Source organism: Fibrisoma montanum (genome assembly GCF_003583365.1).
Classification (GTDB): Bacteria; Bacteroidota; Bacteroidia; order Cytophagales; family Spirosomataceae; genus Fibrisoma; species Fibrisoma montanum.
In genome coordinates this window covers 250,158-265,231 of record NZ_QXED01000008.1, presented here as the reverse complement: position 1 = coordinate 265,231, position 15,074 = coordinate 250,158, and the positions used below count along the sequence as shown (strand labels likewise).

The 15,074-nt window shown below is 51.1% G+C and carries 9 protein-coding genes and 1 pseudogene; 5 read left to right on the top strand and 5 right to left on the bottom strand.

What is annotated here, in order from left to right; translation table 11 throughout:
• Window positions 1–175 precede the first annotated feature (175 nt).
• The 5 genes from DYU11_RS25500 (at window position 176) to DYU11_RS25480 (ending at window position 7,269) form a co-directional block, all read left to right on the top strand.
• On the top strand, window positions 176–1,768 hold the full coding sequence (locus DYU11_RS25500) for a hybrid sensor histidine kinase/response regulator (RefSeq protein WP_119670555.1): 1,593 nt from the start codon (window positions 176–178) through the stop codon (window positions 1,766–1,768).
• Window positions 1,769–1,789: 21 nt separating this feature from the next.
• Window positions 1,790–5,419 (top strand): response regulator, encoded by a 3,630-nt coding sequence (locus DYU11_RS25495; protein ID WP_119670554.1) that lies wholly within the window; start codon window positions 1,790–1,792, stop codon window positions 5,417–5,419.
• 112 nt (window positions 5,420–5,531) lie between these two features.
• Window positions 5,532–5,897 (top strand): response regulator, encoded by a 366-nt coding sequence (locus tag DYU11_RS25490; protein ID WP_119670553.1) that lies wholly within the window; start codon window positions 5,532–5,534, stop codon window positions 5,895–5,897.
• Between the two features lie 8 nt (window positions 5,898–5,905).
• The gene (locus tag DYU11_RS25485) at window positions 5,906–6,715 is read left to right on the top strand and encodes a CheR family methyltransferase (RefSeq protein ID WP_119670552.1); all 810 of its coding nucleotides are present in this window, start codon (window positions 5,906–5,908) and stop codon (window positions 6,713–6,715) included.
• Window positions 6,697–7,269, top strand: coding sequence for a chemotaxis protein CheB (locus tag DYU11_RS25480; RefSeq protein ID WP_119670551.1), 573 nt, complete (start codon window positions 6,697–6,699; stop codon window positions 7,267–7,269). The genes DYU11_RS25485 and DYU11_RS25480 overlap by 19 nt, the downstream gene beginning before the upstream one ends.
• A gap of 42 nt (window positions 7,270–7,311) precedes the next feature.
• On the opposite strand, the pseudogene DYU11_RS25475 reads toward DYU11_RS25480, so the two are convergent.
• The 5 genes and pseudogenes from DYU11_RS25475 to DYU11_RS25455 form a co-directional block, all read right to left on the bottom strand.
• Window positions 7,312–7,512 (bottom strand): annotated as a pseudogene (locus DYU11_RS25475) (endo-1,4-beta-xylanase); the annotation flags it as partial.
• Window positions 7,513–7,542: 30 nt separating this feature from the next.
• Window positions 7,543–11,181, bottom strand: a complete 3,639-nt coding sequence (locus DYU11_RS25470) for an NACHT domain-containing protein (protein ID WP_119670550.1) — start codon at window positions 11,179–11,181, stop codon at window positions 7,543–7,545.
• A gap of 247 nt (window positions 11,182–11,428) precedes the next feature.
• Window positions 11,429–12,529 (bottom strand): endo-1,4-beta-xylanase, encoded by a 1,101-nt coding sequence (locus DYU11_RS25465; RefSeq protein ID WP_119670549.1) that lies wholly within the window; start codon window positions 12,527–12,529, stop codon window positions 11,429–11,431.
• A gap of 104 nt (window positions 12,530–12,633) precedes the next feature.
• On the bottom strand, window positions 12,634–12,969 hold the full coding sequence (locus DYU11_RS25460) for a hypothetical protein (RefSeq protein WP_119670548.1): 336 nt from the start codon (window positions 12,967–12,969) through the stop codon (window positions 12,634–12,636).
• Between the two features lie 28 nt (window positions 12,970–12,997).
• Window positions 12,998–14,923, bottom strand: a complete 1,926-nt coding sequence (locus DYU11_RS25455) for an alpha/beta hydrolase-fold protein (protein ID WP_119670547.1) — start codon at window positions 14,921–14,923, stop codon at window positions 12,998–13,000.
• Window positions 14,924–15,074 lie beyond the last annotated feature (151 nt).

Genomic DNA, 15,074 nt, shown 5'->3' with positions numbered 1-15,074 from the left:
GCGTAAACGTTTGGTGAGCGCCGGCTGATTTGGGTGCATTAAACCACTGGTTTGTTTTCGCTCATTATCTTTGACTATAATTTTGGACTTTGTGCCGGCCGGGCGCGGAACAGAACCAGGTAAGGAAGCGTAAACCTGCCCGGATAGCCCGCATCGATCTAATGAATGACCCTGCATGATCCTGATTGTTGATGACAGACGGGAAAATATCCTGCCTCTGAAGAAAATACTTGAGCTGCATCGATTTACGGTCGACACGGCCGAATCGGGAGAAGAAGCCTTGCGGAAAGTGCTGACTACGTCTTATTCGGTCATTATCCTCGATGTGCAGATGCCGGATATGGACGGGTTTGAGGTAGCGAATGCCATTGCCGGCTTCAGTAAAGCCCGGTTCACGTCCATTATTTTCCTGTCGGCGGTGAACACCGACAAGAAGTTCATTACCAAAGGCTATACGTCGGGCGGAGTCGACTACCTGACCAAGCCGGTCGACCCGGACATTCTGGTTCTGAAAGTCAAAACGCTGCAGAAGCTGTACGAACAGCAGCAGGAACTCCGGGCGGCTCAGGATTCGCTGCGGAAAGAAGTGGAGGTGCGTAAACAGGCACAGGAGGTCCTGACGGAACGCATGCAGGAGCTTCAGGGCGTACTGTCGTCATTACCCCAGGTGGCTTTCACAGTGGCTTCAAATGGACAGCTCGAATACGTTAACGAATACTGGTTTCGCTATGCCCCCTCGCCGACTACGTTTCCGGATGTACACGCCGACGACAACGTCTGGGAGGAATGGAAGCGGTCGCTGATCGACGGGGTCGAGTTTACGCGGGAAGTCCGGCTCAGGGAGCTGACAACAGGCGATTTCCGCTATCACCTGCTGCGGATCATTCCGGTTCGGCAGCAGGGAACTCTCACGCGCTGGATCGGTACGTTTACGGACATTCACCCGCAAAAGCAGGCTGCCGAACTGCTGGAGCGTGAAGTGGAAGTCCGGACGAATGAACTCCGGGTCAAGAATGCCGAACTGGAACGGACAAACCATGAACTCCAGCAGTTCACGTGGGTGGTGTCGCACGACCTGAAGGAACCGCTGCGGAAGATTCAGCTGCTCAACGATACCATCAAAGAAAAGTACCTGAAAGATAACCCGGAAGCGGCTCCGTACCTCGACCGGACCATCCGGTCGTCGGCGCGGATGGCGACGCTCATCAACGACCTGCTGTCGTACACGCAGCTATCGGCCCCCGAAGCGTTTCATTTCACCAATCTGAACAGCCTGCTCACCGACCTGCTGCAGGATTTTGAGGACGTAGTTTCGAAAAAAAGGGCTGTTGTCGACATCGGGCCTATTCCGGAGCTGGACGTGATTCCGACGCGCATCCGGCAGGTTTTTCAGAACCTGATCAGCAACGCCCTGAAGTTTGCCAAAGAGAACGTATCGCCCGTTATCACGATCCGGGCCGAACGCATCGACACGAAAGACATTGACGGCTGCCCGGCGCCAGACGGTCCGTACTGCCGGATTGTGGTGCAGGATAACGGCATCGGCTTCGACGAAAAGTTTCTGGATCGGATCTTCGTCATTTTCCAGCGGCTCCACAACCGGACCAACTACGAAGGTACCGGCATCGGCCTTGCCATTGCGCGCAAAAACATTGAAAAGCACCACGGTCTAATCTCGGCCCGCAGCCGCGAGGACGAAGGAGCCAGGTTCATTCTCGTTCTGCCGGTCAGACAAACCATCGAAGGGCCGGTTACTGAAACCCGGTAAAGCCGCTATATTCCTTTTTCTATGCCACCAAACACTACCTCGAACTCAATTATCCGGCAACTTCAGGTTGTCTTCACCCTGTCCACGATTTTGCTGCTGCTCAGTCTGGGGGCTTCATTTATAAGCATCCAGCGCCTGATCAGTAATTCCGAGCTGGTCAACCACACCAACGAGGTACTGATTGAGTCGGAAAATATAATCTCGTACATGAAAGATGCTGAAACAGGGCAGCGGGGCTATCTGGTTACCCTCGACCCGGTCTTTCTGCAGCCGTTCGACGGCAGTTACGAGAAAGTAGTGGCCAGTTTCAACCGGCTTAGTTCACTCATGGCCGATAATCCCGCCCAGCAGAAAAACCTGGCGCAGGTAAAAGCCCTGTTCGAAACAAAGTTCGAGCAGATGCAGAAGGTCATTGACCTGACCAGAGCCGGGGCTGTTACCGGCCAGGATACCGCCAGACGGTATCGGGAGATGATACGTGGTAAGCAGGTGATGGATGATCTGCGCGCCGTACTCAATCAGATCAAAACTCAGGAGAATCGGTTGCTGCAGGCCCGAATCGATCAGCAGCAGGTGTACATTACCTACACGCCTATTCTGCTGGTTATTACGGCCCTGATTTCCATGCTCATTACGAGTTTTGCCTATTTCCGTATCAAACGGGATATGGACAACCGGATCGCCGAACAGCAGGAAGCCGAGGAGCAATACGTCAAAACCAACCGGCGGATCTCCATTATGGAGGGCATTACCCGTAAAATTGCCGGTGGCGACTATGCAGTCCGCAGCACTGACGCGGAGGACGATGAACTGGGCCGGATCGCTACGGCCCTGAACCAGATGGCGGCTTCGCTCGAACGGACCTTTACGGATCTGAACAGTCGGAACTGGCTGCAAACGGGTGCCGTGGCCGTCAGTGATGCCATCCGGGGTGAGAAAGATCCAAAAAAGCTGGCCAATCGGGTGCTAGCTGCCTTGACCGAATATATGGGCGTTCCTCTCGCCACTATGTACATTCTCGACAACGAGCGTAAATTCCGGCTGGCCGGACGGTACGCAGCCCAAAATGCACCGGATGTCGTCAGTGGTGGACAGGGGCTGGTTGGTCAGGCCATTGAGCGGAAGAAGACCGTCGTGGTAGAGGACGTACCGGCCGACTACGGCAAGGTGAGTTCGTCGCTGGGAGAGGCCACCCCGGCGTCGCTCATTATTAGTCCGCTGATCTACGACGGCGTAAGTATCGGCGTCATTGAACTCGGGTTGCTTCGTCCGCCTACCGCGCTGGAGGTCGAGTTTGTAGAAAACAACCGCGAGGCCATGGCCATCGGGGTAAATGCCGCGCTCGACTACGGTAAAATGCAGCACCTGCTGGAAGAGACTCAGGCGCAGGCCGAGGAACTACAGGTGCAGCACAGCGAACTGGAAAACCTGAATACGGAACTGGAGATGCAGGCCCAGCGGTTGCAGGCGTCCGAAGAAGAACTCCGTGTGCAGCAGGAAGAACTGCAGCAAACCAACACCGAACTGGAAGAGCGGGGGCTGCTGCTGGAAGAGAAAAACGACGAGATTCAGAAGAAGGCCGATGAACTGGAACTGGCCACCCGCTACAAGTCCGAATTCCTGGCCAATATGTCGCACGAATTACGGACGCCCCTCAATTCCATTCTCCTGCTGAGCCGATTGCTGGCCGAAAACCTGGACGAGAACCTGACCAGCGAGCAGGTGGAGTACGCCCGCGTGATTCAGTCGTCGGGGAACGGGCTGCTGGGGCTGATCGACGAGATCCTGGACCTGTCGAAGATTGAAGCCGGGCAGATGAAGCTCGATTACGAACGCATACCGGTCAGCGACATCGGCGACGAAATGCGGGCGTTGTTCGGCATCATGGCGCAGGAGAAAGGGCTGAATTTTGGCATCACGATCGCGCCGGACGTACCGGCTATCATCGAAACCGATAAGATGAGGCTTGGGCAGATTCTGAAAAATCTGATGTCCAACGCGCTCAAATTCACGGCGAAGGGCAGCGTTACGCTGACGATCAAACCGGAGAATCGGTCGGCGAACCGGCTTTGCTTTATCGTAAAGGATACGGGCATTGGCATACCGCCCGAGAAGCAACCGCTCATTTTCGAGGCCTTTCAGCAGGCCGACGGGTCGACCAAGCGGAAGTATGGCGGAACGGGTCTGGGCCTGTCCATCAGCCGCGAACTGGCCAAGTTGCTCGGGGGCGAAATCAACCTGAGCAGTCAGGTCGATGTGGGCAGTGAGTTTACATTGGTTATTCCGGTCATTGCCGTTCCCGGCACCGCTGTTTCCCCAGCCCCGGCGGAGGTTGTACCAACCCACAGCCAGAAGCCACCGGTGCACGAACAGCCGTCGCCGAACGATGCCCCGGCGGCTGAAACCAAGAAATACATCAGCCCCACCATCCCAGAGTCCGTGCCGGACGACCGGCAGACGATCACGGAGCACGACAAGCTCATCCTGATCATCGAGGACGACACAAACTTTGCCAGGTCGCTGCTCGAATTTGCCCGCAGGAAAGGCTACAAAGGTATTGTCGCCGTACGGGGCGACGAGGGCCTGCGTCTGGCGGCTGCGTACCGGCCTGTCGGGATTCTGCTGGATATTCAGTTGCCCGTTATGAGCGGCTGGGAGGTTATGGACGCGCTGAAAGCGAACCCCCAGACGCGGCCCATTCCGGTGCACATCATGTCGTCGCATAAGCTCAAAAACGAGAGTTTGTTGAAAGGAGCTATCGATTTTGTGGATAAACCCATGGCGTTTGAGCAGATGCAGGAGGTTTTCGGCAAGATTGAGTACGTTCTGAATCGGGACCCAAAAAAGGTGCTGATTATTGAAGACAACCCCAAACACGCCAAAGCGCTGGCTTACTTCCTGGAAACCTTCAACATCAACTCGGAACTGAAAAGCGATATTTCGGAAGGAATCACGGCCCTGAAACAACGCGAGGTTGACTGCGTGATTCTGGATATGGGTATCCCCGACAACAAAGCGTACGATGCGCTTGAAGAGGCCCGGAAGAATCCGGAGCTGGAAAGTCTGCCGATTATCATCTTCACCGGTAAAAGTCTGTCGCTGTCGGAAGAGTTGCGGATTAAGAAGTACGCCGACTCGATCATCGTCAAAACGGCCCATTCGTACCAGCGTATGCTCGACGAGGTGTCGCTGTTCCTGCATCTGGTGGAAGAGAATAAGTCGGCGGCCAACAACAACGGCGCGACGAAAAAACTGGGCGCACTGACGCAGGTTCTGAGCGGAAAAACCGTGCTGGTGGCCGACGACGACGTGCGGAACATCTTCTCGCTGTCGAAGGCGCTGGAGCAGTACAACATGAGCGTTATTGCGGCACTGGATGGCAAAGAAGCCCTGCAGCGGCTGGAAGAGAACCCGAACGTCGACGTGGTGCTGCTGGATATGATGATGCCGCAGATGGACGGGTACGAAACGGCCCGGAAGATTCGGGAGCAGTACAGATACAAAAACCTGCCGGTCATTGCCGTTACGGCTAAAGCCATGACCGGCGACCGCGAAAAATGCATCGAAGCCGGTGCATCGGATTACATCACTAAACCCGTCGATATTGACCAGCTCATATCCCTGCTGCGCGTCTGGCTGTACGAACGGTGAGATGGTTTGTTGTTCGGGGCCTAGTGGAATTTACATTCTGTTCAAACACAGAAAGCCGTAAACGCAAAACCACAAACAACAAACCACACTGAAAACCACAAACCGTAAGACTATGGAGAAAAAACGAGTGCTGATCATTGACGACGACACGCGGAACATCTTCGCCCTGACGGCCACGCTGAAAGCGAAAGGATTCGAGTGCCGGTCGTGCCAGGGTGCCCCCGAAGCGCTGGATATCCTGAGTACCGACGCGGTGGTCGATGCCGTTCTGATCGATATGATGATGCCGGACATGGATGGGTACGAGGCTATTCCGCGTATCAAACGTATTCCGGGCCGGAGCGACATGCCCATTATTGCTGTAACGGCGCAGGCAATGGTCGGCGACCGGGAGAAGTGCCTGCGGGCCGGGGCCACCGACTACATTGCCAAGCCCATCGATGTTGATCGGCTCCTGGCGCTGCTATCGCGTATCTGACAGGTGTTATGATTGAGGAGGAAGAGGTTACGTTGCTGCTGAACGATCTGCTGGAAGTATACGGCTACGACTTTACCCAGTACGCCCGGGCGTCGATCAAGCGACGTATCAACCGGCTGTGGACGCTGGATAAGTTTCCGAGCTTTGCTGAATTGCGGTACCGGGTCCGTACCGATGCCGATTACCTGAAACGGTTCGTGGAAGAACTGACGGTGAACGTCACCGAAATGTTTCGTGATCCGTCGTTTTACCGGGCGCTCCGAAAGGAGGTATTGCCCGCCCTGACCGCCAAGCCCTTCATCCGGGTCTGGCACGCAGGCTGTTCAACCGGTGAGGAAGTGTTTTCCATGGCCATTCTCCTGAAGGAAGCCAATCTGCTGCACAAGTCGCTGCTCTATGCCACCGATCTGAACCCGGAGGTGCTGGAGGTGGCCCGCAAAGGCATTTATGCGCTCGCCCCCATGCGGCAGTATTCCGAGAACTATGTACTGTCGGGGGGAACGGCCGACTTCTCCGGCTATTACACTGCGCAATACGACTACGTTAAATTCAACGAGGAACTGACCCGGAAGATGGTGTTCTCAACCCACAACCTCGTCTCCGACCGGTCGTTCAACGAGTTTGACCTGATCCTGTGCCGGAACGTACTGATCTATTTCGACAAAACCCTGCAGGATCGCGTCCTGACGCTGTTCGACGAGAGCCTGGGCCTGCTCAGCTTCCTGGGGCTGGGATCAAAAGAGACGCTACGTTTCTCGGGCATCCGACAGAAATACAAACAGGTAGGCAGCGAAAAAATATGGCGGAAAATCGACTAGTCAGCAACAGCGCCATGGTTCTCATTGGCGGCTCAACCGGGAGCATCGACGTTTTGCTGAATCTGCTCCCGGCTTTGCGGCCACCCCTGACTTTTGCGCTGGTGATTGTGCTCCACCGCAAAAGCGCCACCGATACGTCGCTGGCCGATTTGTTTGCGTTAAAAACCAGCCTGCCGCTTCAGGAAGTGGAGGACAAGGACGCCATTCTGCCGGGACACATCTACCTGGCCCCGGCCGATTACCATCTGCTGATTGAACATGACGGCACGTTCTCTCTCGATGATTCCGAGAAGGTAAACTACAGCCGCCCTTCCATAGACGTAACGTTCGAATCGGCCGCCGACGTCTACGGCTCGGCCCTGACCGGCATTCTGCTGTCCGGAGCCAACGCCGACGGATCAGCCGGTCTGCAAGCTATCAAACGCGCCGGTGGGCTCACCATCGTTCAGCACCCCGACACGGCTCAGGTCGCTTACATGCCCCAGCAGGCCATCCTCAACACCAAACCGGACTACGTTCTGGACGTAGAGGGCATGGTAAGCGTACTGAGATGAGCATAACCTGTTCGACTATTCACTCAGGCTGATTGCCTTCAATCATTTCTTTAGGGCAATTACCTTCTCAAAAGCGGGTTTGGGCTGGTTGTTGTGGTCGAATAGGAGCGGGTAGCTGGTCCGGCCCCGGATTGGCCAGTTGTTCAGCCAGCTATCGCCGTCATTCACGCCCCAGAACGTGACGCGGGTAACTTTGTCCTTGTGCTTGAGAAACAGTTTGAACAACGCTTCATAATCAGCGGCCCTACTCATGTTGTGTAAAGAGTCGCCTTGTTAATCGTCTTCGCCAAACTGACGACGTCGTTCTACTTCAGCCTCTTTTTCATGAATAATGATAGACCACTCTAAATATTTAACATGTTCCAAGTAAGGTAATTTTTTGGGCATCTGCCGGACTTGTTGAAGAACTTGCTTTAGTCGATCGGCTTTTATCTGATCAAAATTCATCTTCCCGGAACCAGAGAGCATATTAGGTGCCCAGCTGATTTTCTTAAAGGCTTCGACAGACTGATTGTAAGTCAAAAAGGCCCGGACGCATAGTAGCCATTCGTTATACTTATGCATATGCTGAAGAGCTTGTACCATGCTTCCAATCTCACGCACATCATTTGCGTATGTTTTAACATACTCATCAAGGAAATCATGCGTGAGTCCTTTATGCTCATCGCTTACATGTTGGAAAAAAGGTTCGTAGTTTCGGCCATACCAGCTAAGCCGCTTCTGGCTTTTCATAATGCGGACTATTTGCAAAGCCCATTTGACGGCATCAGGGAGTTCCCAAATGAAAGCTAAATTTTCAATGTGGGGATGAGCTATCGAGTCCCCCTTTAATCGTTTATAGTGAGCTTCGATAAAATCAATCAAAAACGAAGGATCACGCGATAGTAAAGCTTTCAGGTTTTTTCGGGAGTAGTCGAATCCGCCTGCTGATGAGTGTTCCATTCTGAACAATTGCAGATATACCTTCTTAAGCACGGGTAAGTCTGTATCATTAAACAAGTTGATTCGATCTTTAAAAAAATCGTGCCATAATGAATACCGCATGCCTGTTTGTTCGTGCCTATCGGCCAAAATGGTCAGTATATCCCGGTAAATGGTTGGACGTACTGATTGATAATGCTGCCACCATTTGTCGGGCAGATAAAAACCATCAATAGACTGCTCTTGAAAACACTGAATAAGCTTATCCGACCAGTTAGTATTTACAGCAGAAGCCGGTAACATGCTAAAGAAGTTTAGTCGCCATTCAGCATTGCGATACTTGGCACCGGCAAACACGCTATACCACTCTTCAGGCACTGCAATCTCGTAGTTGAAGGCCGCTCCTACTATACGACCTACTGCAACGGTTAGCGGCCATTCACGTGATGAAAACGCTATAATCGTCTCCTTGAACAATTCAGGGTTGCGCTGTCTGACTCCACTCAATATTGCTTCTAATGGCTTATCAAGCATGGAGGAAATATTGACCGGCTTACTCATCAAGCTAAAAATATCATCAAATAATCGTTCGATGTCTACTATTGAGGTAAGATGTAGTTTTTCCCATAGTTCGTTCTGCTTCTTTAATTTATACTGTTCGGGTTTTTCCCACATCTCATCATCGGTGTCACGCCCTCGATAGCTATGCCAGTCAAGCAGCAGGTAAAGCGAGTACTCACGATTCTGGAAGCGCTCTGCCAGTTGGTCCATTTGGGTTGATTGTAGACCACTACGATTCAAAAAACGAACGTATTCGTTCACGAAGTGGCAATCATCAAAATCGTTTGGCGTTAGATGCTGCTCAATCAATGGAACGATGTAACCCTTGTCAAATTCCCGCAGCGACGCGTTGTCCCGTGGCGAGTAAGTTGACTTGTAGGAGCATAAGATTGATCGGCATTCGTCAGGGTACTTCGAAAACTGATCGCGGACAAACCCCCAAAGCGTACTGCGTAATGAAGTGAAGGGCTCCTGCACAGGGTATGGCATTGTAGTAAATGTAATTCCACGCCCTCTTGACGTTGTGCTTCGAAACTCAGACTGCAAGAATGATGACAACACGGCAAAGATTAGACGGCGTGCTGCTTCGTTGCCAGACTGCGTTTCATCTATGAGATATTGAAGCAAGAGTGCCTGCCTAAGCTCCATATATTGCGCATCTTCTGGTCGAAAGGCCAGTCGATCTTTAATCAAATTGGTTAGTAGTGGTACTGAATCAGGAGCACTTTCCGCAAACTTTACCAGTAGTTCAAGCGCGATGTCAAAATGTTCATTGAAGCCAATGAAGAAGTTAAACAATAACTGTAACCGGTCTTTCAACGGACCCTCATCCTTTTTCAATTCCCATAAAATATCCTTTTCGCGCCACTGCTTTTGTAGAGAAGGAAGGTTTTCAGATAGTGTCAATAAGTAGTCAAGCGTTTCGGTTGGTAAGGCGATGAAGAAAACGTCTAAAAACTTATAGGCTTTAGCATCGTCGCTTCTTATTGAACCATAATACTGATTTGTAACGAGCTTGATATCATTGATGATTCGTTCCTGATCAAAAGCGTTGATAACCCCATAAAATGCATCCCGAATGCGTTGCGGATAATCCTCGAAGAACTCCGTTAATAAGGCTTCCACACTAAGCAATTTTTTATCAACGAAAACCTGATACACGGCGTAGATTGCCAAGTTCTGGTCGGATAAACGGAAAAAGCTCTGGTCAGTCAGGTAAACATCAGCGAGCTCGTCTTTTTCCAGACCTGCTAATTCGGCCGCTAATGTGTCGCGAGTTAAGCCGAAAGCTGAGGTCAGCCGACTAACGAACGACTCCTGTAATAAGTCAATTTGTCGGAATACAGCCAATAAGCCAAGCACTTTTAAGCGAGTCGAATCAACCAGTAGAGATCTATTCTCACTGTCAGTTAAGGTATCGTAGTATCTGACGTACAAATCTGTAGCGTCGTTGAGTGCGTATAGGTTTTGCTTTTCTAAAGCCAGCTTGGCCGCCATAATAGCCAAACGGGGATTACCGTTGGCCAGATCACGAATGCGTTGTTGAAATCGCTGATTGCCTATTGAAAACGGTTCTTCTGCGATTAACTGCATGATTTGCTCATCGGTGAACCTTCCAATGGAATATGAGTCCCAGCGGTAAGGTTGGAGGTGCTTACTTACAACGTCAAACGCATAATCTCGAACCGTCAGAATAATTTTGAATGATATCTCGGGTCTAGCGTACAGGTTTTCTAATGTTTCAAGTAGAATGGGTGTCTGCCGGTTGGCGTCATCAATCAAAAAGATGTATTTCCTTTTTGACCGGACAAGGTCGTTTAAATCTTCAAGCAGCGACGTGTATTTATTTGCTATACAATATGGTTCGTAGTCTGGGCTAGTTTGGCAATACTTCTGCAGGGCCTCCAAGGCCAAACGGGTTTTGCCTACACCTTGTCCTCCGGTCAGTACCGTTACATCCTGACTATTAATTTTGTTCAATAGTATCTCTAATTCATCTTCTCGATACCGAAGTGGGTTGGACAAGGGATTATTCTCTCCCACTGCCTTACGGGCATGTTCCGCAATGAATTCGACAGGTGTCTGCAGCTGTAACGTATCATAGGCTATATCCAAGTAGCGACGAGCTAATTGACGAAAGTCGTTATGGATAGCTAACGCCAGTGCGTCTAAGCCAATTATTTCTAAAGGCACGGGACAACCACTACGAAGGGTATTATCCTCATCAGTGGTCAACTTACTAGCGTGTATTATAATAATTCGCTGTATCTGAGCCTGCTTTAAGCCAGTCTTACTTGAGTCCAAACACTTAGCTACATCGTCTTGCAGTTTCTTGAGCAGACAAGTCTGCTGTTTCGTATATTCAATCAGAACATACTTATTACTGGGTAGCACGACATAGGTATCTGGAGTCCCCTTTGTCGTCTGCATTTTACCTGGTTGAGTTCCAGTTCGTGTTATGTGCCGAAAATCGGCTCCGTATCGACAGAACAAATATTCATCGCAGGTCCGCTGGAAAGTAGCCCCATCGACGCGTAGTAGTGCGGTCTCGATGTCAGTAAGTTTCTGGTTCATATATATAATTTAGTAAATCAACTGACTTGAAATAAGATACAAAGCAAAAAGATGTGCCGCCGTTAACTTAAAAGTTAACGGCGGCACATCTTTTTGCCTGATTTTACTTCTTTAGGGCAATTACCTTCTCAAAAGCGGGTTTGGGCTGGTTGTTGCGGTCGAATAGGAGCGGGTAGCTGGTCCGGCCCCGGATTGGCCAGTTGTTCAGCCAGCTATCGCCGTCGTTCACGCCCCAGAACGTGACGCGGGTAACTTTGTCCTTGTGCTTAAGAAATAGTTTGAATAAGGCTTCGTAATCAGCAGCGAGTTGCTGCTGAACATTGTCGGGAAGGCCATTCACATACGGATTCGATTGCTCATTATTTACCATTCGCTGGTTCACGTCGGCTCCCTGAAAGTTGCGGGGCAGGACTTCAATGTCCAGCTCGGTAAACATGACTTTTAATCCCAAAGCCGCATACTGAAGAATGCTTTCCTCAATGTCTTTGAAGGGAACTTTGCCCACATGCCAGTGCCCCTGAATACCGACGCCGTCGATACGAACGCCCGCATCTTTTATCTTTTTGATGAGAGCGATGCAGCCCGCCCGCTTGGCCGGTTGTTCGTTGTTGTAGTCGTTGTAATACAGTTCAGCTTTAGGGTCTGCCTGCTGCGCCAGCCGGAAGGCTTCGGTTACGAAATTGTCGCCGAGGTGTTGCAGAAACACTGATTTACGCATGGTGCCATCTTCGTTGAGCGCTTCGTTGACAACATCCCACGAGAACACTTTGCCTTTATAGCGCCCGGCCACGGTTTTGACGTGCTCCGTGAAGAACGTCCGAATAGAATCTGAACTCTTGATCCCGCGAATAAACGGCGGCAACTGGCTATGCCAGACAAGCGTATGGCCGTTGATTTTGATGTTGTGCTTTTTGCCGAACGCCACCAGCTTGTCGGCCATCTCGAAATTATATGTATCCCATTTCGGATGGATAGGCCCGGCTTTCATGACATTTTCCGGTGTGGCCATGTTGAATTGCCTGACGATGAACTCGGTCATTTTGGGGTCGCGTTCTTCAATCTGGGCGTTGTTCAGACACGTACCAATTCCGAAATCTCGTTTAAACGCATCTTTTAATGATGGAATAGATTGAGAAAATCCAGAGACGGTTCCTATCATGAAAATGGCCGTACTTACAGCCACGAAGTTTCTTTTTGAAATCATGGAGATCTAGTGTTTGTTGAGCAGAAACCTTAAATAGTGACTATCTGCTTTCTAAAAACGCCGTTTAACTGAGCTTTTTTGCCCAGTTAAACGGCGAAAATTTCCTACTGCTTGGCAAGCTTCATCTCACCTCGCTCACTTTTAACAACTAATTCTTTATCAGACACTAATTCACCAGTGTAACTCATTTTACGATCGTTAAATGTGATACTGTACGAAATCTTTTTGCCATCAACAGTCCCTTCCTGTATAGGAGACTCTCCGAATTGAGTTTTCCAGGTTCCTGTTAATTTGTTGCCTTCTACCTTGAAGGTATAGTTTACTTCAAAAGTACCGTTCGGCGTTTCACGGCTACCTTTCCAGTTGCCATCAATTGGATTTTGAGCAAATGCTACAATGCTGACAAATGATAGAAATAAAGAAAAAAACAACGTTTTCATTGTGAAAATTGGGGTTTTGGTTTACAAATTATTTAAAAAGTAATTGAGAAAACTGGAACAAGTCGTGCCGCCAGACGGGCCAGGTGTGGCCACCAGCATATTCGCTGTAGTTATATTTAATGCCCATCTCATCGAACTTCTTCATCATAACCTGACAGTTCTGGTAGGCGATATCCTCCTTGCCACCCATCGAAATCCACAGGTTCTTCAGATTGCTGTTGATGGTGCTGGCATTGTCTTTCATGAAGGCATATTGCGGGTCCGACAGTTTAGGGTTATTGGCAAACCAGCCCGAGCTGAATACGCCGAGTGAGGAGAACATATTGGTGTTTTTGATACCCGCATACAGCGTCTGCAAACCACCCATCGACAGGCCCGCGAGTGCCCGGCTTTTTGCATCCGATTCCACCCGGAAATTGCTTTCCACGAAGGGAATGGCGCCCTGCTTAAGTTCGTTTTCAAACGCCCGCAGCCCGTTTTCGTTGAAACCGGCCAGGCCACCGGGCATGTTCATGTTCCCGTCGAGCATGACAATCAGCATCGGCTTGGCCTTCTTTTCGGCAATCAGGTTATCCAGAATCAGACCTGTACGGCCCTGCGTGGCCCAGCCGCGCTGGTCTTCGCCCCCGCCATGCAGCAGGTACAGTACGGGGTACTTCTCCGCCGACTGGTCGTAACCCGGTGGTGTGTACACGTACATTTCCCGCCAGGTGTTCGAGGCTTTGGAGAGGTAACGTTTGATGCGGATATCGCCGTGGGGTACGTCTTTCAGGGCGTAGAAACCCTCGTCCCGGTCGGGAATCTCAATGCCGCTGGCCATGCGTCCCATGCCGTAGAATGTCTCGCTGGCGGGGTCGGCCAGCGGTACGCCGTCGATCAGCAGCGAGTAGTAATGAAATCCGCGACTGATGGAGTCGGTGGTGACGGTCCAGAAACCGGCGGTATCTTTCACCATGTCGTACTTTTTGCCCAGGTCAACCTGCACCTTCTGGGCGTCGGGCGCTTTTACGCGGAATACCACCCGGTTATCCGGCAGAATCTGCGGGTACTTTGCGCTACGTATGTTGGTGGCTGCCGGTGTACCCAGAACGGTATACTTGGTCAGCGATGCGTTGTCGACCGGCTTGAACAGAAACTGCGAGAACATATACAGCCCGTTTTTCCAGACCTTGAAATCGTGTCCGCCCGGCTCGACGTAGTAAACGTGTGGTACGTTGTTCTGGTAGAGGTAGTCGTGGGTTCGCTTGCTGAACGTAATGAGCCCGTCGGCATCCCCGCACGAAATCCAGAGCAGCTTCAGTTTCTTTTTGGCGTCTTCGGGATTGGGTACCAGCTCTTCGGGTCGTTTGGTGTTGGGAGCCGACGAAAAGCCACCCACCCACGCAAATTTATCCAGATTACCGAGGCCAAAATTGAGCGACTGCCCGCCACCCATCGACAGTCCGGCGATGGCGCGGTGTTCGCGGTCGGTGCGGGTTTGGTACTTTTTCTCGATAAATGGAATCAGGTCGCTGAGCAGGTCTTTCTCGAACGTAGCAAACGCTTCCACCTTCTCCCGGTCGAATACGTTGCCAACGGCCCGGTCGTCTTTCATGGCCCGGCCGTTGGGCATCACCACAATCATCGGCTCCAGCTTTTTGTCGGCGTAGAGGTTGTCCAGAATCACCTGCGGGTTCCCGCCTTTGAGCCATTCTTTTTCGTCGCCCCCGATGCCGTGCAGCAGGTACAGCACCGGGTATTTTATCTTTTTGGAGTAACCTGGTGGCGTGTACACCAACGCTTTCCGGGTAGTGCCTACCGTTTTAGACGGATAACTGATCGAATCAAGTTTACCCGTAGCAATGCCCGAACGGACCTGATCGAAGCCTTTGGGTGCTTCTCTATCGGTGGGCTGAGCGAAGCTGTTACAGCAGCAAACGCCGATGATAGCGGCTAGTAAAAAGAGTCGTTTCATTCGTATATCGTTTTTGTAGGTATCAGTTGGTTTTGATATTTTTTTGTCATTCCGACGATAGGAGGAATCTTCAGTAGCCTGAGGTTTCTTAGCATCGCCCGAAGATTCCTCCTATCGTCGGAATGACAAACTCTCGACTACGCATCTTCCT

Coding starts and splice junctions, on each gene's coding strand:
- DYU11_RS25500 (WP_119670555.1), top strand. CDS start 176: ATGATCCTGATTGTTGATGACAGACGGGAAAATATCCTGCCTCTGAAG.
- DYU11_RS25485 (WP_119670552.1), top strand. CDS start 5,906: ATGATTGAGGAGGAAGAGGTTACGTTGCTGCTGAACGATCTGCTGGAA.
- DYU11_RS25480 (WP_119670551.1), top strand. CDS start 6,697: ATGGCGGAAAATCGACTAGTCAGCAACAGCGCCATGGTTCTCATTGGC.
- DYU11_RS25470 (WP_119670550.1), bottom strand. CDS start 11,181: ATGCAGACGACAAAGGGGACTCCAGATACCTATGTCGTGCTACCCAGT.
- DYU11_RS25460 (WP_119670548.1), bottom strand. CDS start 12,969: ATGAAAACGTTGTTTTTTTCTTTATTTCTATCATTTGTCAGCATTGTA.
- DYU11_RS25490 (WP_119670553.1), top strand. CDS start 5,532: ATGGAGAAAAAACGAGTGCTGATCATTGACGACGACACGCGGAACATC.
- DYU11_RS25465 (WP_119670549.1), bottom strand. CDS start 12,529: ATGATTTCAAAAAGAAACTTCGTGGCTGTAAGTACGGCCATTTTCATG.
- DYU11_RS25455 (WP_119670547.1), bottom strand. CDS start 14,923: ATGAAACGACTCTTTTTACTAGCCGCTATCATCGGCGTTTGCTGCTGT.
- DYU11_RS25495 (WP_119670554.1), top strand. CDS start 1,790: ATGCCACCAAACACTACCTCGAACTCAATTATCCGGCAACTTCAGGTT.